Genomic DNA, 21607 nt, shown 5'->3' with positions numbered 1-21607 from the left:
TTGTGCGAAGGGTTAGAGGGTGAAGGCCACGATGATCAACTCCCTGTCCGGGCGATTGCTGATCCTGACGACAATCTTTGTGATGGTGGCCGAAGTGATGATCTTTGTCCCCTCCATTGCGCGGTTCCGCGAAGACTACATGCTCAACCGGCTTGAACGGGCGCAGATCGCCTCTCTGGCGTTGCTGGCCGATGATATGCTTGATCCCGCACTTGAGGAGGAGTTGCTCAAGAACGCCGAGGTGTTCAACGTGGTGCTGCGCCGCGATGAGGTGCGCCAGCTGATGCTGTCCTCCGATATGCCGCAAACCATCGCCGCCACTGTCGATCTGCGCGATGCAACGGCGATGGTGCTGATCCGCGATGCGATGCGCCGCCTGTTCCGCCCTCAGAACGAGGTGATCCGCGTCATGGGAGAGCCTGTGCGCGAAGCCGGTCTACTGATCGAGATCACGATGGAAACCGCGCCGATGCGCATGGCGATGATCGACTATGGCCTGCGCATTCTGGTTCTGTCGGCGGTGATATCGGTGATCACCGCGTTGCTGCTCTTTCTGGCGATGCGGGCCTTACTGCTCAAACCGATCAAGGGCGTGGTTGGGCATATGCAACGCTATGCGCGTGCGCCCGAAGATGCCCGGCGGATCATTGAACCCTCGGCCAGCGTGACGGAATTGCGCGAGGCAGAGGTGGCGCTGAAAATGATGCAGACCGATTTGACCCAGGCGCTCAAGCAAAAGGAACGCCTGGCGCAGCTTGGCTCTGCTGTCAGCAAGATCAGTCACGATCTGCGCAACATCCTTGCCGCGGCGCAGCTGTTTACCGACCGTATCGAAACCTCCGAAGACCCGACCGTGCGGCGGCTTGCACCCAAGCTGGTTGGCTCCATCACCCGCGCGGTTCACCTGTGCGAGTCGACGCTGGCCTTTGGCAAGGCCGAGGAACCGGGGCCGACCCTCACGATGATGTCCATGGCCGAACTGGTCGAGGACGCGATCGAGGCAGAGCGGCTGGCGAGCCGCGACCAGAACCTCAGCTTTGCAGTGAACGTGCCAGCGGGCATGCAGCTGCGGGCTGATCCGGAACAGATGTACCGCGTTCTGTCGAATTTGGTGCGCAATGCGCGGCAAGCCTTGATGGCAACGGGGCAAGAGGGCGAAATCGGCGTCACGGCACTTGAAGATGATGCTGCCTGGCACATTGACGTCTCTGACACCGGGCCGGGCCTGCCACCGAAGGCGCAGGAACATCTCTTTACGCCTTTTCAGGGCGGTGCACGCAAGGGCGGCTCCGGTCTGGGCCTTGCGATTGCGGCCGAGCTTGTCAAAGGCCACGGCGGGTCATTGCACCTTGTGCGGACTGGTCAGGACGGTACATGTTTCAGAGTGACCCTGCCAAAAGGCGACGGCACCTTGTAGGGCGGGCACTGGTCAGCCGGTCGCAGGCCATTGCAAATAAGGCGTCCCGAGTGCCGGTTCGATGGTGCTGGAGTATGAAAATCACCTAATCGTAAAAAGTCGGGAAAACAGGCTTGCAAACCCCGCGCGGGCCGACTAAACCGCGCCTCAGTGGACCGATAGCTCAGCTGGATAGAGTACTTGACTACGAATCAAGGGGTCGGGGGTTCGAATCCTCCTCGGTCCGCCAACATTGCAAATAATCCTTTAAAGACAATGCCTTATAGGAATTTTGTTCAGGATTCTTCGATGCGAAAAATTTGCCTTCCCGCTTCGAATTCTGTGAGCAGAAACCGAGCGCTTTGTTATTTGGCGATCAATTTGATAGTGCCTGCACCCTAGCGTTGTAGAATCGGCCTGATCGACAGAAGATTGAGTTGTGCAGTGAAAGCGAAGCAATGACTCAACCACCAAAATATGGCTATGTTCTTTACATTGATGAAGCTGGTGACGATGGCCTCAAACGTGTGCAACCTATTGACGCGAATGGAGCGTCCGAATGGTTAGTTCTTTCAGGCTATCTGGTGCGCGCAGAAAACGAGTCCAAATGCGCTGAATGGTTAGACGCTCTGATCAGCGATATTAACTGTCGATCACGTGCACTTCATTACCGAAAACTAAGCCCCAAAAAACAAGAACGAGCGGCTGCTGTACTTGCATCGCATCCTGGGCGAGCTTTCGTAGTGGCTTCAAACAAAAAAAACATGAAGGGCTATAGTAACGAACGCGCAGCTCAGGCAGGTGGCCAGCAATGGTTCTACAACTGGTTGGTTAGGGTGTTGTTGGAACGAGTGACTGATTTTTGTGCGCGTGATTGCTCAGGTCACCCGGGGCAAGATGACAAAATTCGAGTGATTTTCAGTCAGAGGGGCGGGCATTCTTACAGCCAAACGAAAGCCTACTTTGAAAAGTTAAGATATCAGCACGTCCCCGTTCTCGACAAACGACAGATCGACTTTCGGTTTATCAGCTTTCGGTTGGTTGACTACGTTCCTCACTATATGGAAGCCGGATTGCAATTTGCTGATATTGTTGCCAGCGCTTCGTATCAAGCGATCAATCCCGAGGGGAAGCGATGGACCAACAAGCCTGCGCTGGCACTTAGATCTGCCATTTGTAAAGATGAAGTAGGGGAAAGGCGTGATTTCGGAGTGGTTTTGCTTCCTCCGCACTATCGCTCCATCGGGCTAACCTCCACCCAAGCAGAGTTTTTCAAACACCATGGTTTTTCTGCAAGAGAGTTGTAGAGTTGGTGCAGGATCGGGGCCATTTTGACTGATCGCGATAGCCCAATATCCTATGAGTCGAGCGTCCATCAGCCCGCCCCTCATCTGTTGTTCGGAGCAGCGGTTACCAAGCGATCCTGCATGGCGATTCTAGCAGTAGATAGTATTAAATCAATACCGTAACTTTAGTCGAGAATATCGCCGACTTCGAACTTGAGAGACGTTCTAAAGAACGCCGCAACATTGATGTAAATAGTATGCCGTGTTCCCATCAGCTGGAGTGCTGGCGCAATGGCATCCCTCAAATCCAACATCCCAAAAGAACATTCTTGATTCGAGTGATCTTCTGAGCTGTGGTGCGATGAAGAGACCTAGATCTCTGCCAGAAAACCTGAACAGTTGGTAATATAAGTCATTGACAAATATAGGTGCCAAAAAATGTTCAGGAGGCATTTTGCTTATATTTTTCAACGCTTAGAGCCTTTCTCCTCGGTCCGCCACTACCCCCAAATGATTTGATCATGTCGAGCCTGGCCCGAATTTCCGCGTGATTTCTGGCTTGGTTGCGCACAGGGTGGAGTGGGCCACTATATGACCGAGCCACCCCGCAATCTGGACACTGACATAAGCTGCGATTTCCGGCAGCTTTGATCCGGATCTTGCACTGACCGACCCCTTGATTGCGCTTTTGATCTCAGTCCCGGAAGTGCCAGAACCCTATTTCTGTTGCTCGGGTCAGGGACTTATCCCTCTTCGCGCATCTTGAGACGGTGGCCCACTTCTACGATGGCCTCAAGCGCAGGCACTAGTTCGCTGCCCAGCTCCGTCAGGGCATATTCAACCGAAGGGGGCGAGGTTGGCTGGACATTGCGTGACAGCACACCGCGTTGCTCAAGTTCCGTCAAACGGGTCGAGAGCACCTTGGCCGAGATTGGCGGAATATCTGTGCGCAGCTCGTTAAAGCGGCGCGGGCCGGCACGCAGCGACCAGATGACATTGGCCGCCCATGCCCCGGAAATCACGCCCATACAATGCGTCAACATGCACGGCTGCGGCGGCTTGGGACTTTGGTTCTTGCGCACTTTGAGGGGCATGTTTGGTGACCAGGTTTCTGCGGGGTAACTCAATAGTTAAGTATCCATGAGAAACCAAGTTGTCAACGGTAAGCCGATGCGCCATCTCTTGCCCATGACCGCAAACAACCGGAGCGATTACAGATGAAACTCTACTACAAACCCGGTGCCTGCTCGATGGCATCCCACATCGTCTTAAACGAGCTTGGCGTCTCGTTTGATCTCGACAAGACAGACACCGATGCACGCAAAACCGAAGCAGGCGGCGATTTCCTCAAGATCAGTCCGAACGGCTATGTGCCCGCGCTTGTGACCGATGATGGCGACATCATTACCGAAAACCCCGCCGTGTTGCAGTATTTGGCAGACCAGTCACCCGTTGCTGGCTTGGCCCCTCCAAGCGGGACAATGGCAAGGGTCCGCCTTCAAGAAACCCTCAACTTTCTGTCGTCGGAGTTGCATACATCTTTCGGGCCGTTTTTCTCTGGCGTTGAAATGGATGATGCCCGACGCAAGAAAGCCGAAACTGGCGTCAATCGCCGCGTGGCGCATATTGAACGAATCCTTGCGGATGGCCGCGATTATCTCATGGGTGACAGGTTCACGGTTGCGGACGCCTATGCTTTCGTCGTGCTCAACTGGGCCAGCTTTGTCGGGATCAATCTTGACGCGCATCCAAAGACCCAGGCATTTGTCGCGCGTGTCGCGGCGCGACCGGCAACAATCAAGGCGATGGTGACTGAGGGCCTGATGGAGCGGGCGGCATGACCAAATTTGTTGCACTTACCGGCGTGATTGAGACCTACTTTGATGGTCTTTATCATGCCGACGCGGGCAAACTGGCCACCGTCTTTCACCCAAAGGCGATCTACGCAACGGCAGATGAGATGCCGTTGCTTTACCGCACGATGGATGAATACCTGCCGGTGGTGGCGGCACGAAAATCTCCAGCGTCGCAAAATGAGCCGCGCCGGGATTTGATCGAATCCATCGAGTTTGCAGGAGAAAACACCGCCTTTGCTCGGGTGCGCTGTTCCATCGGTACGAAAGATTTCATTGATTTCCTGACCCTTGTGCGCACGGATGGGGCATGGTGGATCATGGCCAAAGTTTTCCAAATCACCGAACGTGAAGCCTGAAGGATTTGATATGCCCTATGTAAACATCAAGGTGACACGCGAAGGCGTCACCCCCGATCAAAAAGCCGAACTGATCAGCGGCGTTACCGACGTGTTGGTGCGGGTTCTGGATAAAAACCCGGCAACCACATTTGTCGTTATCGACGAAGTTGCGCTTGAGAATTGGGGTATCGGCGGGGTGCCAGTCGAACAATACCGCAACACTTCGGCGCGTTGACCGGTATGGGTATTCGCACATCTCTTTGTGAATTGCTGGACATCGAACATCCCGTTTTGCTGGCACCGATGGCAGGTGTCAGCGGCGGGGCGCTCGCCGCCGCGGTGAGCGATGCAGGCGGTATGGGTCTGATCGGCGGCGGCTATGGCGATGCTGACTGGCTCAACCGTGAATTTGAGGCGGCAGGCGATGCAAGGGTCGGCGTGGGTTTCATCACTTGGTCACTCGCCCGTCAGCCCGATCTGCTTGATCTGGCGCTCGAAAGGAACCCGGCTGCAGTGATGCTCTCATTCGGTGACTTTGGGCCCTTCCTCGGTCAAATTCGCGCAGCGAAGACCAAATTGATCCTTCAGGTGCAGACACTGGACCAAGCCCGTAAAGCGGTGGATGCTGGCGCCGATGTGATCGTGGCGCAAGGCACCGAGGCGGGCGGTCACGGCGGCGCCAGAGCGACCTTGCCGTTTGTTCCTGCAGTGGTCGATATCGCGCAAGGAATACCTGTCATCGCTGCGGGCGGCATTGCGGATGGACGCGGTCTGGCTGCGGCCTTGGCGCTGGGCGCGTCAGGTGCATTGTGCGGCACGATATTCTTTGCCAGCGACGAATCCCTTGCAAGTGCGGATGCCAAGGTGGCGGCTGTTTCGGGGTCGGGAGACAATACCGAACGCAGTTCGGTGTTTGATTTGGCGCGCGGCCTCAACTGGCCACCGGATTGGAACCTGCGCACAATGCGCAATTCCTTCACCCGAAAATGGAGCGGCAATCTGGCCGGCTTGCGTGAAAACCTCACTGCGGAGCAGGCCCGCTTCAACGCCGCATTGGCGGCGGGGGACATGGACGTCGCGGCGGTGATTGTCGGCGAGGCCGCTGATCTCATACAGGCACGCGAACCCGCGCGAGTCACGCTTCACAGAATGGTCTCGCAGGCGGAGGATCGTATGCGCGGCCTTGGCCAATTGGTTGGCCCGCTCAGGGAGGACGATGAGAATGCAGAAACTTAAAGGCAGTTGCCTGTGCGGTGCGGTTTCATATGAGGTCGTCAACGCGTTCGAAAAGATGTTCTTGTGCAGTTGCGCGCAATGCAGACAGATCACCGGGTCGGCTTTTGCATCAAATCTGTTCACAGATGTCGGTGGTTTCAAATGGTTGTCTGGGGGTTATGACGTCGTCACCTATGAAATGCCGGGGCGGGACATCTCCAAGTCCTTTTGTCCGAAATGCGGCTCGGGCGTGCCTTGGCTCAGTGGTGATGGTACAAAAATGATCGTTCCTGCGGGGTCTTTACAGGGGGAACCGGAGGTTGCGCAGATGTACCGGACATTTATCAGCGAGCAACCGTCGTGGTCATCCACCCTCGACCAGGTCGAAGCGCACAAAGGGTTTCCAAGCTAGGGTCCGGGTCCAAGATCCGCAGTGCGATAAGAAAAGCATAGGAGAAGGCCAAGGCTGTGATAGGCCTTTTGCATGACGGTTTCCCTTTCAGACCCAAAAGCACTGAATACCAAGCAAACAATGGCCGCGCTTGGGGTGCTTTTTGCGTCGGTCTGTTTTGGCATCGTCCCCTATTTCAGCAGAAATCTGACCGATGAAGGGCTGGCCGCACATTCGGTGGCCTTTTACCGGTATATCATCACCGCAGTGATCTTGTTACCTGCGTTTCTGAGCCAGTTGAAGGCATGGCGCGAGCTGGTCTGGGGTCTTTGTGCAGGCGCAGGTATGGGGCTGGGTTGGATCGGATATGTAGGGGCGGTTGAAACGATCCCTGCTTCGACAGTTGGCGTACTTTATATGACTTATCCTGTGTTCACGGTCGTCATTGCATGGGCAATGTTTGCCGATCCACCATCCCGCAAGGCCTTGCTTGCCTCCGGCCTGATCTTTCTGGCCGCCATCATCGCCGGAAATCCAGCTGCGGTTCCTTCTCAAGACTTGCCGACATTGATCTTTTCGCTGGCGGCGCCTTTGGGGTTCGGTTTTGGCATATGCGTCCTTGTGCATCGCCTTTCGCGCATTCCGCCGCTCGCGAGGATCGCGTCTGTTTCACTGGGATCGGTACTGGCGCTGTCGCCTCTTGTTGCGACGTCGACAGCGGCGGAAATCCTACCCGCGGACGCAGATACATGGATCATGATTCTGGGAATTGCGGTTGTCTCCGCGTTTGTCCCACAGCTGATTTATACTGTCAGCTCTCCTATCATTGGCGCGTCGCGCACCGCTGTAATTGGCAGCGTTGAACTGCCGACCATGTTTCTTGTCGGGATGTTCGCATTTGGCGAGACCCTGACGTTTGCGCAGCTCAGTGCCTGTGCGTTGGTCATCACCGCAATCGTTCTGACACGAAGCCGCGCTACTCGGAACGTAACGACCAACATCGCCAGAACCCCCTGACCCCGGTGCAAGGTCAGGCGCGCATGCGGGAGTATTCTGGGTCATAGGGCGAGGGGCTGATGACCTCTGCCGCCACCAATTCTCCGCAGAGATCCAGCTGCAAGGCGGTGCCGACCGCCGCCAGTTCTGGCAGGACAAAGGCATAGGCGAGGTTCGTGCCCACGCGATGCCCCCATTCGCCCGAAGTGACCGTGCCCACTACCGCATCACCTTGCATCAAGGATGCACCACCATGCGCAGGCGCGGTTGTGCTGTTTACCTTTAGCGTCACGAGGCGGCGTGTCGGTCCGTTTCTCATTCGCTCCCGCAAGGCATCCTGTCCGATGAACGCCCCCTTGTCCGGGCGAACAAAGCGGTCCAGCCCTGTCTCAAACGGATCAAACTCGGTTAGCAGATCGGCTTTCCAATGCAGAAAGCCTTTTTCGAGCCGCATGGATTCCACCGCGCGCGCGCCGAAAAGTTTCATGCCATGTGCTTTACCCGCCTCGCGCAGGGCAAGATAGACCACATAAAGAGAGGCGTTCGGCACGTGGATTTCATACGCCAGTTCACCGGAAAAGCTGACACCTAGCACGGTTGCGGGCGAGAAACCGATGAAACATTCGCGCACCGACAGCCAAGGGAAGGCCTCTTTGGACCAGTCGCCTCGGGCGCAGTCCGATAGCACATCGCGTGCTTTGGGTCCGGCCAGAACGAGGATTGTCTGATCGTTTGTCATGCTGCGGATCTGGACGTCTTCGTCCGATCGTAAATGCTGGGTCAGCCAGTCCATGTCGTGATATTCGGAAGCCGCGGCCGATCCATACCAACAGCGGGCCGGGCCGCGATCCGAGGCCGGGATATTCGCAATCGTTGCCTCACCTTTGATCATGCCGTGATGGTTCAGCAGATACCCAAGGCCCACGCGGCCATCCTTTTTGGTGACGGCCCCACAGAACATCCGGTCAAGGAAACTGTGCCGGTCCGCGCCGGCAATCTCGAAGCGGTTGAAGCCGTTCACCTCGCACAGTCCAACGTTTTCTTGCACGTTGCGGACCTCTGCGCCGACAATGTCGAAGGTCTCGTCGAAGTTGAAGCTCAGGCTCGGGTGGAAATCCGGTGACGGCTTTACGTAATCCACCCGCTCCCATCCATTCACGACGGTAAATTCTGCACCTTCGGCGGCCATGATCGGCGTGAGCGGTGTTGTCTTGGCGTTGCGTCCGGCGGGGCGGTGTTCGTGAGGGAAATGAAAGCGGAATTCGTTCTGGTAGTCTTCGATTGCTTTCAAAGCGGTCAGTTCGACATTGGTGTGGCCCGTGAACCGCCGTGGATCGATACACCAGGTGTCATACTGCGCCTCACCATGCACGATCTGTTGCGCAAGCAGCCAGCCGTGGCCGCCGCCTTCACCCACACCCGCCCGCAGTCCGATGATGCAAAAGGCGTTTCGCTTGCCGGGGATTGGACCGACCAAGGGTGCACCATCGATGGTATAGGTAATCGGCCCGTTGACCACGCGCTTGATGCCCACTTCGGTTAGCGCGGGCATCCGTTCAAACGCGCCCTCCAGCACGTCCATGACGCGGTCAAGATCATCCGGACACAGATCATTGGCAAAGCTCGGGCTGATGCCATCCATGCCCCATGTTTTGCAATCCTGTTCGTAAAACCCGACCAAAAGACCGTTCTTTTCTTGGCGGGAGTAATAGTCTGAGATTGGGCAGCGCAGGAGGGGCATTCGGTGACCGGCTTCGACAATGGCGGGGATGTCTTCGGTGACGAAATACTGGTGCTCCATGGAGGCGACAGGGTGATGCACCCCCATCATCTTGCCAACTTCGTTCACCCGATAGCCGCAGGCATTCACAACGATATCAGCGTCAATGCTGCCCTTGTCGGTTTCGACCGTCCAGGTATCATCGGTATGCTGGGTCAGCGCGGTCACGTTTGTGTGGCGGTAAACTTCTGCGCCGGCCTTCCGCGCGTGGAACGCCAGAGCCTGGCACAGTTGCGCCGGATCGATGTCACCGTCTTCGCCGTCCCAGAGACCTCCCAGCAGGTTGTCCGTCGAGATCAGCGGATGGCGGCGGGCGCACTCCGCGGCATCAATAACCTCAAAAGTTACGTCCATACCGCGCGCCATCGATGCAAAATGGCGATAGGCCTGCATCTGTGCTTCGGTATTGGCCAGCCGGATCCCGCCGTCGCCATGGTGGTAGCCAACGGGGTATTCAGGATCATCACGCAATTTCTTGTAAAGGCTGATGGAGTGGGATTTCAGACCGACCATTGTCTGGTTCATACCAAAATTTGTCACCTGAGCCGCCGAATGCCACGTGGTGCCAGAGGTGAGTTCGTCCCTCTCAATCAGAACAACGTCAGACCACCCTTCTTCCGTCAGATGATACAATGTTGAGCAGCCGGCGATTCCTCCCCCTATGACCACAACCTTCGTGCGTGACTTCATTTTTGCCTCCCGAAAAATGCAGAAACGAACTGAGCAAGAATTGCACTTTCGGCACAAGGGTTGGATAGGTGTTCCGAAAAAATCAGAATTAAACTACGAGAATATCGGCCTAATGGCACATAGTTCGCGGAGTTCGATAACCGTGCAGCTCCTCAATGATGTCGAATGATCCTATTCGATCAGGGTGAATTGCTCATTGAGCCAAGGAAACGCACGGTGCATGTCGGAAAGGATCTGCCGGTTCAGTTCAATGCGCAGTTTGAATGCCACCAAATCAATTGCGGATTGGGCACAATCAGGGCTGGCAATCAGTGACAACGTCCGTCCAAAACTCTTACCGGGAAAGGGATGCAGGCGAAGTTGTTTGTGGAACCGCCGCGCACGTGAAAACATCAATGGGGTCGTTATGGTCCACCCGGAACCCGCGGCGACCATGGCCATTAAAGTTTGATTATTTCCGCATTCAAACTTGTTGGGCAATTGCACCCCCAGACGGCGCAATTGCGCTTCGATCTGCGCCGCGATGATGAGATCACTTGAGAACTGCAAAAATGGCAGATTGATGCGCCCTTCAACAATATCGGGCAGCGACAAATCCATCGAAACCGGCAAGGCAATGACAAATGGATCACGCAACAGGGGCCAGTCGACAAGATCGTTTGTGGACTTGAGGGGAGTTGTCACAACCCCTAAGTCCAGTTCCCTATGGCGCAGCATCCGGATGATGTCGTTGCTGGTTCCGGTATGGTACAGGAAATTGCAATCCGGCATGTTCTGAGAAAGATAGACTGCAAGTTCTGGCGTAACATCGCTATCCAGATCTTCGATCGTGCCAACCCGTAGATAAGAGGCGTCTGCCACATTGCCTGCAGATGCTTCTGCCGTCGCTTTGCGGATCGTTTGCATGGCCTGCGCGATGTTGCGCAAGTAGTTGCGACCTGTCGGCGTAATGACCATCGGCCTGCGGCTGTGATCAAACAGAGCAATGCCAAGATGCTCTTCAAGATTGCGCAAGTGATGAGAAACCGTGCTGATGGACAGGTCGGCCTCTGCCGCTGTCGCCTGCAACGATTGAGTCCTTGCATAGGTTTGGAACAACTCAAGCCATTTCAGGCTAAGGTCTTTGTTCGAAGAATGTGTTGGCATTGGAGTATGGGTCCGGTCACCAAAGGTCTTTTCATTTGATCACGTAAATCACAGGATAAAGCCAACCAAATCGGAAATGTTGGGCCAGTTGGCCTGCGCTTGACCGCTGGCAACAGCCGGGCAAGTTCGCATCAAGTCTCCCCCAAATCGGGCAACTCTGGATCGAAAATTGCCTTCGCATCGCATCTCGCCGTGAATATTCACCCTGTCAGGCACTCGGATTTGGGGCTGGGCCATTAGGAGCATTCAGCGCCAGATCCACATGGGGCAAGGACGGTTGCGCCAGATATGGAAATCAGTTCTAAATAACCTTTGATTGTTCACAGGCCCTAAACACCGCATGCAGACATTCCCTCTAACGGCGTGGCAACATTTCAACCTTCTGCTTGCACAACACCCTGAGGCCAATCGCAACTTTTTGACCCATACAACCCATTCGATTGCGATGCGTGTCCGCCCCGGTTTGAGTGAACGGAGATTGCGCCGCGCCTTTGCGCAGCTTTGTGCGCGCCATGACGTCACCCGTCTGGTCCTTGATCTCGATGGTGCAAAACCCAAGTGCTGCATTCGAGATGCACGTGCTGCGGGGATCGGTGTCCATGATTATTCAGGTGCCTCCGTAGAGGCTATCGAAAGGATCACACACAGACATGCACGCGACCTTCTGCCGCTTGCCGGGCATGAATTGGTTCAGCTTGATCTGCTGTTATTTGGTGATCTTGGTGATGTTGTGGTTTTCCGTGCTCATGCCTGCCTGACGGACGCCTTTGGCATGACTGTGATGCGTGACGATCTTATGAAGTTCTATTTTCAGGTGCCAATAGTGACCTCAGCCGTTGGCTATGCCGCATATTATCAAGGTTGGGGCAGGGATCGCGCCATGAGCGGACCTTTGGCCCAGCAGTTTTGGGAAGAGAAGCTATTTCCTGCGCCGCCGCCGCCAAAAATAGGACGGGTCAAACGCGGCTTGCCCATCTTGCAGGGCGGCCTGACTTGGCAAAAGGGTGCTGACTTCTTTTGTGATCTTACCGCAGATCAGGTGGCTCAGTTAAACGCGCAGGCCCAAGCGGTGGGCACAACGGCGTTCATGCTGGCCAACACAGCTTTTATGCAGACTGTGGCGCGGGCAGGGGATGTTGAGGATGTGCTTTATTCGCTAACCCTCGGACGTCACGACAACCGCCTGTTCCAATACGCGGGTCATCATGCGTTGCACCCCTTGATGCGTTTTCGGCATCGTGAGGGTCAACCGGTTGTCGAGGCCGCGCAAAACCATGCGCAGCAATGGCGCGAGACTTTGGATCATCTGCCGGCGATTGCCGCCCGGCGTGAAGGGACATGGGACCGCAGGTTGCTCGACGCAGGCAGTTATCCCCGCCAGATTACTACCGGCAGCCGGATGCCCCTGAATGGCAATCGCCAACCCCCTGACGCCGTGGCGCAGCCTTCGGCAGACGGCACCGTTCGCATCTGGTCAATGGAATTGAGTGAGATTGCTATGCCGCATTATCCGGGTGATTTTGATGAGTTGGTTCTGCGGGCCGAATTTGAGCCGGGGCGCAGTGCGCTGCAATTCAGATATGACGCGGACGCCTATAGCGAGGATGAGATCGCGGGACTTGCCCAAGACACATTCGCCCGCTTGGGGGTAGATGTGGGCGCAACCCATAGGTTTGTCTAACGGGCGAGCGGCGCTGCTGCCTTTCTCGCAGCTTTTCTCGATCTGCCGCTATGGGAGCGCCGGATAGACGTCACGGAACAGGTGTTGCCGCTCTGCATAGGCTGCGGCCAAGGCAGGGTCCGGGGTGATACGTTCCTGCAACTGCGGGGTTTGGAATACGTCGTTCATCCCGGTTGCGGCCATGGCGAGGCGGGCCGCCCCAAGGGCTGCACCTTGTGATCCGCTTGCTGGAACTTTCAGTATCAGACCCGTCGCGGCGGCAATCATGTTGAGCCATGCCTTGGATTGGCTGCCGCCACCGGCAACCCATGCGCTTTCCAACTTGGCGCCGCTTCCGTCGATGGCGCGGCGGCAGTCATTTAATGCAAAGGCCACGCCTTCCATCACGGCTTGGGTCATTTCGGTCAGCCCGTGTTGGCGCTTGAGGCCAAGAAAACTGGCAGAAGCATCGGGCGCGTTGTGAGGTGTGCGTTCGCCCGACAGATAGGGCAGGAATGTCACGGGCGAGGGGGCGCTGGGCAGATCGTCGATGGCGTTTGTCAGATCTTTGGCAGATCGGCCCACCAAGTCAGCAAGCCAATTCAGGCTGTCGGTGGCCGACAAGATAACACCCATTTGGTGCCAAGTGTCTGGCACCGCGTGGCAGAAGCTGTGGACGGCAGATTGCGTGTTGGTGGCATAGTGATCCGTTGTGGTGAACAAGACACCGGAGGTGCCAAGCGAGACAAAGGCATCGCCCGGTTTGGTGATGCCCAGACCGCAGGCTGTCGCGGCATTGTCGCCGCCGCCGCCCGCCACCACGACAGGTCCGACGCCCCATGCACTGGCCAGTTCAGGCCGCAGATTTCCAGCCGCTCCGGACCCCTCGACAAGGGCGGGCATATAGCTGCGATCCATCCCTGTTGCCGCAAGCAGAGCATCGGACCAATCGCGTTTGCCCACATCGAGCCACAGCGTGCCAGCGGCATCGGACATCTCCGACATATGCCGCCCGGTCAGCCAAAGACCAACATAGTCTTTGGGCAAAAGTACCTTGCGGGTCTCGGCAAAGATCTCGGGCTCGTTCTGGCGTACCCATTCAAGTTTCGGGGCGGTGAAACCCGCCATGACGATATTCCCGCCAATTCCTCGAAAATCGGCGCGGGCCTCCAGGGCTTCGCATTCTGCGCCAGACCGCCCGTCATTCCACAAGATTGCCGGGCGCAATGGTTTGTCCGCTTTGTCCAGCAAGGTTGCGCCATGCATCTGACCCGATACCGCAATGCCTTTCAGCGCGGCAAACGCCCGGGGCGCAGTTGCACGCACGGCGGCGATGGCATCATCGCAGGCAGAAATCCATGTGTCAGGATCTTGTTCTGACCAATTGGGGTGGGGGCGCTGCACGGTGAGCGGCGCATGCCCTTCGGCCACGGGGTTTTGCGCCTCGTCGATCAGAAGCGCTTTGACACCGGAGGTGCCGAGGTCCAGCCCCAAAAACATATCATTTCTCTTTCATCTCTTGGCATCTTGACCGTTTGATCTGCCGGCCAAGACTGTTTCAAATTCCCGCTTGGACCGGGGCCTTAGACGATCAGGGGCCTATGACCCATATCTGCCGCAGTTTGGGATTGCCGCGCATGTGCTCTGCGACATGACCTCTGATCTTTTTCACTGTAACTCCGGCCGAATGTGCCGCTTCAGACGAAGCGGTTGACGATGTTCTCCAGAATTTCCTGACGGCCCGAACGTGGCTGCGGATCAATCCCATCGGCCTCGACCTGCGCGGCGATGGTTGCCAGATCACTGTCCAGCAAGGCGCCGTGCCCGGCGGTGTCCCATCCCGCATATCGGGCTTTGCGCATCTCCTCCAACGTACCGTCCTGCAGCATCGCGGCAGCCGCTTTGAACCCGCGTGCGCAGACGTCCATTGCACCGGCGTGGGCGGCAATGAGATCAAGAGGATCAAGGGATTGGCGGCGCAGCTTGGCGTCAAAGTTGGTGCCGCCTTTGGTGAACCCGCCCGCCCTGAGCACTTCGTAATAGGCCAATGCGACCTCGGGCACATTGTTGGGAAACTGGTCCGTATCCCAGCCCGATTGGTAATCATTGCGGTTCATGTCGATGGATCCGAAGATGCCCAAAGATGTCGCCAATGCCAGCTCATGCTCAAAAGAATGACCGGCCAAGATCGCGTGACCCTGTTCAATGTTCATTTGAACGTCGTTCTCCAGGCCAAATTCCTTGAGGAAGCCGTAGACCGTGGCAACGTCGAAATCATATTGGTGCTTGGTTGGCTCCTGCGGCTTCGGCTCAACGAGGATCGCACCTTTGAACCCGATCTTGTGCTTGTACTCGACAGCCATCTGCAAGAACCGGCCCGCCTGTTGGCGTTCGCGCTTGAGGTCGGTGTTCAGCAAGGTTTCATAGCCCTCGCGCCCGCCCCACAGAACGTAGTTCTCGCCGCCCATCTTGTGGGTCGCGTCCATGCACAGTTTCACGGTGGCTGCCGACCAGGCAAATACCTCTGGGTCGGGGTTCGTGGCGGCGCCTGCCATGAAGCGGCGGTGACTGAACAGATTGGCGGTCCCCCACAGCAGCTTGGTTTTGCCGTTTTCCATCTTGCCCGTCAGGTAATCGACCATTTCCTCAAAATTGCGACGACTCTCGGCAAAGGTTGTGCCCTCGGGACGGATGTCCGCGTCGTGCCAGCAAAAGAACGGCACGTTCAGCAGGTCAAACATTTCAAAGGCCACGTCGGCCTTCATCCGGGCCAAATCCATCGTGTCGCCAAACCAAGGGCGTTCAAAGGTCTGGCCGCCAAACGGATCACCGCCCGGCCAAGCAAAGGAATGCCAATAGGCTACGGAAAAGCGCAGATGATCTTCCATCCGCTTGCCCATGAACATTTCGTCCGGATCGTAATGACGAAAGGCAAGACCATTGGCATCTGGATCAAACCGCAGGGGGCTGAGGTCTTCGAAAAAAGTGGTCATTTGGGAAGGGCCTTTCTGTCAAAGCGGCTCATTGGGAAGATTGTCACGCAAGTAGATCGCTGGGATCAGCTCCGGCGCCGGTGGGGGCGGCAGGTCATCCACAATGGCTTGCAGCAGGGCGAGCGCACGGTTGAGTTCAATCTCGGGGCGCTGGTCGATGGCCACGTCGATGGTGCCGTCTTCCAATGCGTCGCGGGTACAAGCGGAAAGTTCATGAACCACGCAGATGGAAAGGCCATCACGGCCATTCATCCGAACGGCATCCACCAAGCCTTCGTTGCCCGCGCCGACATTATAGATTGACGTGTAGCCATCGTCACCGCGCAGGCGTTCGGACAACAACGCGCGCATCTGGCGGGGTTGGTCCTTGGTTTCGATCACGGATGTGATTTCGATGCTCGGAAAATCCTGTTCCAGCACCGCTGTGAACCCTTCGATCCGGTCGGAATGGTCGCGCGCATCCAGCGAACCAGCGGTGACAATCACGCGGCCTGCTTTGCCACCGTGGCCCATACCAACCAGACGTGCGGCGGTGCGCCCGGCCTTTTTATTGTCAATGCCGATGTAATGATCACGGCAATCTTGAGGGCCGTCAGAGACCAGTGAGACGACCTTTACGCCCGAGTTGCGCAATGCCACCAATGGCATGAGCGCGGTTCTCTGGCCCAGTCCGACAAAGGCAACGCCGTCGTAACCCGTTTCCGACAGCCCTGAGACGGCGACCTCCAACGCGTGAGCGTCAAAAGCCTCAAATTCAATTACGTCAATGGCGACGCGGGCGGATTTAAGATGCAGTGCCGCCTTTTGCAGTTGTTCATGCATGCGGCCAAAAAAAGCGTGCGAACGGCGCGGCAGCACAAACGCCAGGTGATACCCGCGTTTTCTGGATAGGTTGGCGGCAGCAATATTGCGCACATAGCCCAACTGCGCGACGGCCTCTTCGATCTTTCGGACAGATTTCTCTGCCACGTTTCCACGCCGGTTCAATACGCGATCAGCGGTCGCAGAGCTGACACCAGCCAGCCGCGCGACGTCATGGAGCGTCGGATTTTTCATTGGACCTCCTCCAATCACCGAAGGCTTGATGACCGTGCGGGATAGGTTGTGTTGTAAAATGATGGACGTCAATCAATTTTTCAGGATTTTTATATGTTGATCAAAGTGTTTGAAAAATTTTTCCCTAATAACAGTCTATTAAGGAAAATATTCGACGGTATAGAAAGAGCCATATTTGTAATTCGTCAATCATTTCATCCAAATTCGCCTTCCCGGAACCTTCGTCTGATTGGCTTGCATCCTTCGCAGGGGACAAAATGCTTGCCGCCTGATTCCAATGTGCCGGCTCGTTCAAGGGGTGCATCGCTTCTCGGAGAATCCTTTGCCTGCCGCAGGCAAATTGTCATTCACCGACCAACTTTGGGGATCGACGACCCGGGCGTGTCGCTGCTTGATCGGCAAAGTGACGTTCCTGTTTTAGCCCACCTCTAGATGTGGGGATCGTGCCTTGCTGCACACAAGATCTGGTGTGGATTCGCTCTTCGTCGCTCTTGATCAAGTGGGGTTTTCTCAGAATCTGCCACATCTGCCTGAGTGTCTTTTCGGGCGCTCGATTGGTCGCAATTTGAAACGACTGACTGCTTAGGGCCGGATTATTTGCAGCTTGTAAGGTGCTGCTTTTCTCAAACCTTGGGGGAGGCGGAGAATTGGGAAGCTGGTGCAAATCCGGCGCTGCCCCCGCAACGGTAAGGAAGGGAAGGTCGCAACCAAACGCCACTGAGAGAGGACCTCGGGAAGGCGATGCGACCGTGCCATTGGCACCTTCCAAGCCCGGAAACCAGCCTTGCAAAACGTCAATCCGCGGGCGGCGGTGCAGGCGCTGGCTTGGGTGCACGTCCTCCTTGTGGCGCCCACCCCCGCGCTGTGCTGCCGATCGCTCCAGCAACGCCGCGCCCAGCGGCCGGGAAGCACAAGATGAACAACGATATCAATGCATTGCTTGCGGGACGCCAGATCGGTTACGCGTTGGAGCAACCGTTCTACAATGATCCGGCGGTGTTTCAGACCGATCTTGAAACGATCTTCTACCGTGATTGGTTGTTTGCGGTCGCGGCCTGTGAGTTGGAAAAGCCCGGCAGCTATATCACCCACACCGTTGGTGCCTATCGCGTCATCATCGTTCGCGGTGCGGATGGCCAGATTCGCGCGTTCCACAACTCCTGCCGCCACCGTGGGTCGGTGATTTGTACCGCCGCCAAAGGCAACGCGCCAAAGCTGGTCTGCCCTTATCATCAATGGACCTATGAGCTGGACGGTTCACTTCTATGGGCGCGTGACATGGGACCGGACTTTGACCCTTCCAAACATCGTTTGAAGTCGGTGCACTGCCGCGAGCTGGCTGGGCTGGTTTACATCTGTCTGGGGGACGAAGCGCCCGATTTTGACAGTTTTGCAGAACTGGCCGCACCTTATCTGGAACCCCATGATCTGGGCAATGCCAAGGTGGCGTTCGAAAGTTCGATCATCGAGAATGGCAATTGGAAGCTGGTCTGGGAAAACAACCGCGAGTGCTACCATTGCGGTGGCAACCATCCCTCGCTGTGCCGAACCTTCCCCGATGATCCATCTGTCACTGGAATTGAAGCTGGCGACACGCCACCCGCCTTGGCCGCGCATTTCCAACGTTGTGAAGCAGCGGGCATCCGGTCGGATTTCCAGCTGGACGCAGGCGGCCAATACCGGCTTGCGCGGATGCCACTGAAAGAAGGCGCCAAAAGCTATACTCTGGATGGGAAAACCGCCGTGCGCCGCTGGTTGGGCCGCGTGCCATTTGATGATGCTGGCACCTTGCTGAAGTTCCACTATCCCTCGACGTGGAACCATTTCCTGCCGGATCATTCCATCATCTTTCGTGTAACACCCGTGAGCCCGACGGAAACCGAAGTCACCACCAAATGGCTGGTTCACAAAGATGCGGTTGAGGGCGTGGATTATGACCTGAAACGTTTGACCGAGGTCTGGATGGCCACCAATGACGAAGACCGCCGCGTTGTCGAAGACAATCAAAAGGGTATCAATTCGCCGGCCTATACACCCGGTCCCTATTCGCCCACGCAGGAATCCGGCGTTGCGCAGTTTGTCGATTGGTACTGCGGGACCCTGTCCGCGCGGCTCGCCCCTAATTCACTTGCGGCGGAGTAGGCGTAATGAACGATATGAGCAACAAACCCATGCGCGGGACATGGACCGATGATGAAATGCTGGAGTGCGTTTCGGTCATTCCGGAAATGCCGAATGTGGCCAGCTTTACCTTTCGTGCGCCATCTGGTGCGCTGTTTGACTATCAACCGGGGCAGTTTCTGACGCTTGAACTTCCTGTGCCGGGCGGCACGGTGCACCGGACCTATACGATCTCGTCTTCGCCCTCGCGGCCCCGGTCCATCACCATCACCGCCAAAGCGCAGAGCGACAGCATCGGCACACGCTGGATGCTCGATAACCTCAAGCCCGGCGTGCGGCTCAAGGCGTTTGGTCCGGCGGGTCTTTTCACCAATGCGGACAGCAAGGCCGACAAATATCTGTTCATTTCGGCAGGCTCCGGCATCACCCCGATGATGTCGATGACCACCTGTTTGTGGGATGAAGGCACGGATCTGGATGCCGTGTTCATCAATTGCGCCCGCGTGCCTTCGGAAATCATTTTTCGTGAGCGGCTTGAGCAGATGGCCAGCCGCGCACCGGGGCTGGAAGTGAAATTTGTCGTCGAGGCGCCCGATCCCTATGCGCCATGGACCGGGTATCAGGGTATGTTCAACCAGCTGATGCTGGGTCTGATGGCCCCCGATTATCTGGAGCGCGAGGTCTATTGCTGCGGGCCGGAGCCTTTCATGCAGGCTGTGCGCGACGCGCTGGCGGGGCTTGGCTTTGACATGGACCACTATCATCAGGAAAGCTTTGGCGCACCTGTTGAGGAAGAGGCGGATCAGCCTGATCTGGATGATGTGGTCCCGGATGAGGAGAGCACTGCGGAAGTCTACTTCGCGCAGTCGGACGTGCGTCACAAATGTACCGAAACCGATACTGTTCTGGCCGTGGCCCGGGCGGCAGGGCTGAACATCCCGTCGGGCTGTACTTTCGGGGTTTGTGGCACCTGCAAGGTCAAAAAGACCGGGGGTGATGTCCATATGGTCCACAACGGCGGCATCTCGGAGGATGACATCGAGGCGGGATATGTCCTGGCCTGCTGTTCACACCCGATGGGCAAGGTGTCGATCGAGATTTAGGGGATCCCCCTCCGGCCTTGGTGTCGGAGGGGGCGTTCCTCAGACAAAGGCAAAGGGGTCGTCAATCACACCCACAAGCGGCATCAAAAACTCGCCGTCTGTCGGGCCCGTTGCGGAAACGTGAAATGCATCAATGGCGTTCTTGGCCGCCAGAAGGCTGTCGTCGGACCCGTCAAAGAGTTGCATGGCTGTGCTGGCATTGCCGACCTCTGACATGCCTTTGATCACTGCAAAATAGGCGCCGATGTCGGATTTGTTTTCCAGATAGGCCTGATCGACATAGGATTGCGGCACAGGATCAGCAGGAAACTTGGCCCCTTGAATGATCGCCAGGATAAAGTTGGGCGGGGTCACATCGGGGCTGTTTTCCAGAACATCGACCCAGAAATCGAAACCGGCCTGATCCGCCTGACGGCCCAGAACGTTTTGGTAGACGGCGGTCACAAAGGCACTGACATCGGTGAGGTTGCCCGCGTCGTCCATCACAGCCGCATAGGTTTCCTGCGTCTCCTGCTGCGTGAAAAAGCTCGCCGCCATATCGGCAATGCTCAGCCCCTCGGCGTATTTTCCGGCCCAGAAGAACAACCCCAAAGCATCAGGTGCCCGGTTGAAATAAGCCACGTAAAGCTCAACAATTTCGGAGAATTCTTCGGCATTCAGGCTGGCTGGTCCGTCAAAGATATCCAGATGCATGGGCTGGCCGCCAAAGACATCCATTTCTGTTCCAAAATCCAGAAACTCCACATCAATCAGGGTATCGATATCCGTATCGGAGGACAGGCGATTGGTGATCGTCGTGGCCTCTGCTGACAGCGTCAGAGTGTAGCTGCTTTGATCTCCGGTATAGAGGACGGTGTCATCCCCCGCACCGCCATCAATTGTGTCGTGCCCTGCGCCCGGATCAATCGTGTCATTTCCAATGCCCGCGCTGATCGGGTCAGGTCCGGGTGAGCCGACGATAAAGTCATCTTCGGTTACCTGAGTACCGGCTGGGGCATCAAATGGGATATGCTGGCCCGGTGTGAACGGCCCTTTGCGCGGTATGGCGGCTTCGGCAAAAGTGCCAAGCCAGGCTTCTGCAACCGCAACGGAGGTGAACTGTGGCACCTCGGCCCCACCAAGCAGAACCGACACCTCATGAACCTCACCGCCAAGGATCACCTGCGTCAAATAAAGCGTGGAGAAGTTGTTGCCGCCCCATTTGATATCGACAACCATTGCAAAGTCGTCATCGCGGATTTGCCGCGTGCCATCAAAATAGGTCGCAGAATAAATGTTGCGGTCGAAGGTGATATCGGTAGGGTTGCCAAATGGATCCGTCGGGACGGAATAGGAGAACCCAGTTTCGTTGTCCTGTGCCACGATCACGAGCTCTGTAGGTGCGACCCCAACAAGGGTGCCGGTGTAGGTATTGCTGCGGATCACCTGTGCGGGAATTCTATAGGTCGTCATCGGCTGCATGTCCTTGCAAAATGGAGAATCGGCGCGTCGACGCCTGCGTTGTGCGGGCCTCCATATAGTTCAACGTATGCGTGTCAACTGAGGGTAGGCGCGAATTCGCTGATCGAGCGGAGACTGGG

19 protein-coding genes, 1 tRNA gene and 1 riboswitch are annotated in these 21607 nt (G+C 56.5%); of the genes, 13 read left to right on the top strand and 7 right to left on the bottom strand.

Going from position 1 to position 21607, the window contains the following annotated elements; translation table 11 throughout:
- The first annotated feature begins 31 nt into the window (after positions 1-31).
- The 3 genes from JNX03_RS10425 to JNX03_RS10415 all read left to right on the top strand — a co-directional run bounded on the left by JNX03_RS10425 (position 32) and on the right by JNX03_RS10415 (position 2703).
- The gene (locus tag JNX03_RS10425) at positions 32-1417 is read left to right on the top strand and encodes a sensor histidine kinase (RefSeq protein WP_203212219.1); all 1386 of its coding nucleotides are present in this window, start codon (positions 32-34) and stop codon (positions 1415-1417) included.
- 152 nt (positions 1418-1569) lie between these two features.
- Positions 1570-1646 (top strand) — tRNA-Arg (locus JNX03_RS10420).
- Between the two features lie 208 nt (positions 1647-1854).
- On the top strand, positions 1855-2703 hold the full coding sequence (locus JNX03_RS10415) for a DUF3800 domain-containing protein (protein WP_203209003.1): 849 nt from the start codon (positions 1855-1857) through the stop codon (positions 2701-2703).
- A gap of 722 nt (positions 2704-3425) precedes the next feature.
- Here the strand turns inward: JNX03_RS10415 and JNX03_RS10410 are convergent.
- Positions 3426-3725, bottom strand: coding sequence for a winged helix-turn-helix transcriptional regulator (locus JNX03_RS10410; RefSeq protein WP_231024246.1), 300 nt, complete (start codon positions 3723-3725; stop codon positions 3426-3428).
- 174 nt (positions 3726-3899) lie between these two features.
- Between JNX03_RS10410 and gstA the strand changes: the two genes are divergently transcribed.
- The 6 genes from gstA to JNX03_RS10380 all read left to right on the top strand — a co-directional run bounded on the left by gstA (position 3900) and on the right by JNX03_RS10380 (position 7499).
- Positions 3900-4523 carry a glutathione transferase GstA gene (gene gstA / locus JNX03_RS10405; protein ID WP_203209001.1) on the top strand — a complete coding sequence of 208 codons (624 nt, stop codon included), beginning with the start codon at positions 3900-3902 and terminating at the stop codon, positions 4521-4523.
- Positions 4520-4894 (top strand): nuclear transport factor 2 family protein, encoded by a 375-nt coding sequence (locus tag JNX03_RS10400; RefSeq protein ID WP_203209000.1) that lies wholly within the window; start codon positions 4520-4522, stop codon positions 4892-4894. The genes gstA and JNX03_RS10400 overlap by 4 nt, the downstream gene beginning before the upstream one ends.
- A gap of 10 nt (positions 4895-4904) precedes the next feature.
- Positions 4905-5111: a tautomerase family protein gene (locus JNX03_RS10395; RefSeq protein ID WP_203208999.1), complete on the top strand. Its 207-nt coding sequence runs from the start codon at positions 4905-4907 to the stop codon at positions 5109-5111.
- 5 nt (positions 5112-5116) lie between these two features.
- Positions 5117-6112 carry an NAD(P)H-dependent flavin oxidoreductase gene (locus tag JNX03_RS10390; RefSeq protein WP_203208998.1) on the top strand — a complete coding sequence of 332 codons (996 nt, stop codon included), beginning with the start codon at positions 5117-5119 and terminating at the stop codon, positions 6110-6112.
- The gene (locus tag JNX03_RS10385; RefSeq protein WP_203208997.1) at positions 6099-6503 is read left to right on the top strand and encodes a GFA family protein; all 405 of its coding nucleotides are present in this window, start codon (positions 6099-6101) and stop codon (positions 6501-6503) included. The genes JNX03_RS10390 and JNX03_RS10385 overlap by 14 nt, the downstream gene beginning before the upstream one ends.
- Positions 6504-6575: 72 nt before the next feature.
- Complete coding sequence (locus JNX03_RS10380) at positions 6576-7499, top strand: DMT family transporter (RefSeq protein ID WP_231024248.1); 924 nt, start codon at positions 6576-6578, stop codon at positions 7497-7499.
- A 13-nt stretch (positions 7500-7512) separates the two neighbouring features.
- On the opposite strand, the gene JNX03_RS10375 is transcribed toward JNX03_RS10380, so the two are convergent.
- Together JNX03_RS10375 and JNX03_RS10370 are read right to left on the bottom strand one after the other, a co-directional pair.
- Positions 7513-9948 (bottom strand): GcvT family protein, encoded by a 2436-nt coding sequence (locus tag JNX03_RS10375; protein ID WP_203208996.1) that lies wholly within the window; start codon positions 9946-9948, stop codon positions 7513-7515.
- A gap of 171 nt (positions 9949-10119) precedes the next feature.
- Positions 10120-11094: a LysR family transcriptional regulator gene (locus JNX03_RS10370; protein WP_203208995.1), complete on the bottom strand. Its 975-nt coding sequence runs from the start codon at positions 11092-11094 to the stop codon at positions 10120-10122.
- Positions 11095-11434: 340 nt separating this feature from the next.
- Here JNX03_RS10370 and JNX03_RS10365 point away from each other — a divergent pair, with 340 nt between their 5' ends.
- Complete coding sequence (locus tag JNX03_RS10365; RefSeq protein ID WP_203240798.1) at positions 11435-12775, top strand: condensation domain-containing protein; 1341 nt, start codon at positions 11435-11437, stop codon at positions 12773-12775.
- Between the two features lie 48 nt (positions 12776-12823).
- Here JNX03_RS10365 and xylB read toward each other — a convergent pair whose 3' ends face one another.
- The 3 genes from xylB to JNX03_RS10350 all read right to left on the bottom strand — a co-directional run bounded on the left by xylB (position 12824) and on the right by JNX03_RS10350 (position 16803).
- Positions 12824-14254, bottom strand: a complete 1431-nt coding sequence (gene xylB / locus JNX03_RS10360) for a xylulokinase (RefSeq protein ID WP_203208993.1) — start codon at positions 14252-14254, stop codon at positions 12824-12826.
- Positions 14255-14451: 197 nt separating this feature from the next.
- On the bottom strand, positions 14452-15747 hold the full coding sequence (xylA, locus tag JNX03_RS10355) for a xylose isomerase (protein WP_203208992.1): 1296 nt from the start codon (positions 15745-15747) through the stop codon (positions 14452-14454).
- Between the two features lie 18 nt (positions 15748-15765).
- Positions 15766-16803 carry a LacI family DNA-binding transcriptional regulator gene (locus tag JNX03_RS10350; protein WP_203208991.1) on the bottom strand — a complete coding sequence of 346 codons (1038 nt, stop codon included), beginning with the start codon at positions 16801-16803 and terminating at the stop codon, positions 15766-15768.
- 93 nt (positions 16804-16896) lie between these two features.
- Here JNX03_RS10350 and JNX03_RS10345 point away from each other — a divergent pair, with 93 nt between their 5' ends.
- From JNX03_RS10345 to JNX03_RS10335, 3 genes are all read left to right on the top strand, one after another.
- Positions 16897-17235, top strand: coding sequence for a hypothetical protein (locus tag JNX03_RS10345; protein ID WP_203208990.1), 339 nt, complete (start codon positions 16897-16899; stop codon positions 17233-17235).
- Between the two features lie 160 nt (positions 17236-17395).
- A riboswitch (cobalamin riboswitch) is annotated at positions 17396-17604 on the top strand.
- Between the two features lie 114 nt (positions 17605-17718).
- Complete coding sequence (locus JNX03_RS10340; protein ID WP_203208989.1) at positions 17719-18945, top strand: aromatic ring-hydroxylating oxygenase subunit alpha; 1227 nt, start codon at positions 17719-17721, stop codon at positions 18943-18945.
- 5 nt (positions 18946-18950) lie between these two features.
- Positions 18951-20027, top strand: a complete 1077-nt coding sequence (locus JNX03_RS10335; RefSeq protein WP_203208988.1) for a hybrid-cluster NAD(P)-dependent oxidoreductase — start codon at positions 18951-18953, stop codon at positions 20025-20027.
- A gap of 39 nt (positions 20028-20066) precedes the next feature.
- Here the strand turns inward: JNX03_RS10335 and JNX03_RS10330 are convergent, their stop codons facing one another.
- Positions 20067-21479: a DUF4214 domain-containing protein gene (locus JNX03_RS10330; protein WP_203208987.1), complete on the bottom strand. Its 1413-nt coding sequence runs from the start codon at positions 21477-21479 to the stop codon at positions 20067-20069.
- Positions 21480-21607: the final 128 nt, after the last annotated feature.

It is taken from the genome of Sulfitobacter mediterraneus (genome assembly GCF_016801775.1).
Classification (GTDB): domain Bacteria; phylum Pseudomonadota; class Alphaproteobacteria; order Rhodobacterales; family Rhodobacteraceae; genus Sulfitobacter; species Sulfitobacter mediterraneus_A.
Note: the sequence above shows the minus strand (reverse complement) of the source record. Positions and strands in the feature narration are given on the sequence as shown.

Bases quoted from the DNA above. Each gene is read 5' to 3' on its own strand.
- JNX03_RS10425 (WP_203212219.1), top strand. From the start codon at position 32: ATGATCAACTCCCTGTCCGGGCGATTGCTGATCCTGACGACAATCTTT.
- JNX03_RS10415 (WP_203209003.1), top strand. From the start codon at position 1,855: ATGACTCAACCACCAAAATATGGCTATGTTCTTTACATTGATGAAGCT.
- JNX03_RS10410 (WP_231024246.1), bottom strand. From the start codon at position 3,725: ATGTTGACGCATTGTATGGGCGTGATTTCCGGGGCATGGGCGGCCAAT.
- gstA (WP_203209001.1), top strand. From the start codon at position 3,900: ATGAAACTCTACTACAAACCCGGTGCCTGCTCGATGGCATCCCACATC.
- JNX03_RS10400 (WP_203209000.1), top strand. From the start codon at position 4,520: ATGACCAAATTTGTTGCACTTACCGGCGTGATTGAGACCTACTTTGAT.
- JNX03_RS10395 (WP_203208999.1), top strand. From the start codon at position 4,905: ATGCCCTATGTAAACATCAAGGTGACACGCGAAGGCGTCACCCCCGAT.
- JNX03_RS10390 (WP_203208998.1), top strand. From the start codon at position 5,117: ATGGGTATTCGCACATCTCTTTGTGAATTGCTGGACATCGAACATCCC.
- JNX03_RS10385 (WP_203208997.1), top strand. From the start codon at position 6,099: ATGCAGAAACTTAAAGGCAGTTGCCTGTGCGGTGCGGTTTCATATGAG.
- JNX03_RS10380 (WP_231024248.1), top strand. From the start codon at position 6,576: ATGACGGTTTCCCTTTCAGACCCAAAAGCACTGAATACCAAGCAAACA.
- JNX03_RS10375 (WP_203208996.1), bottom strand. From the start codon at position 9,948: ATGAAGTCACGCACGAAGGTTGTGGTCATAGGGGGAGGAATCGCCGGC.
- JNX03_RS10370 (WP_203208995.1), bottom strand. From the start codon at position 11,094: ATGCCAACACATTCTTCGAACAAAGACCTTAGCCTGAAATGGCTTGAG.
- JNX03_RS10365 (WP_203240798.1), top strand. From the start codon at position 11,435: ATGCAGACATTCCCTCTAACGGCGTGGCAACATTTCAACCTTCTGCTT.
- xylB (WP_203208993.1), bottom strand. From the start codon at position 14,254: ATGTTTTTGGGGCTGGACCTCGGCACCTCCGGTGTCAAAGCGCTTCTG.
- xylA (WP_203208992.1), bottom strand. From the start codon at position 15,747: ATGACCACTTTTTTCGAAGACCTCAGCCCCCTGCGGTTTGATCCAGAT.
- JNX03_RS10350 (WP_203208991.1), bottom strand. From the start codon at position 16,803: ATGAAAAATCCGACGCTCCATGACGTCGCGCGGCTGGCTGGTGTCAGC.
- JNX03_RS10345 (WP_203208990.1), top strand. From the start codon at position 16,897: ATGTTGATCAAAGTGTTTGAAAAATTTTTCCCTAATAACAGTCTATTA.
- JNX03_RS10340 (WP_203208989.1), top strand. From the start codon at position 17,719: ATGAACAACGATATCAATGCATTGCTTGCGGGACGCCAGATCGGTTAC.
- JNX03_RS10335 (WP_203208988.1), top strand. From the start codon at position 18,951: ATGAACGATATGAGCAACAAACCCATGCGCGGGACATGGACCGATGAT.
- JNX03_RS10330 (WP_203208987.1), bottom strand. From the start codon at position 21,479: ATGACGACCTATAGAATTCCCGCACAGGTGATCCGCAGCAATACCTAC.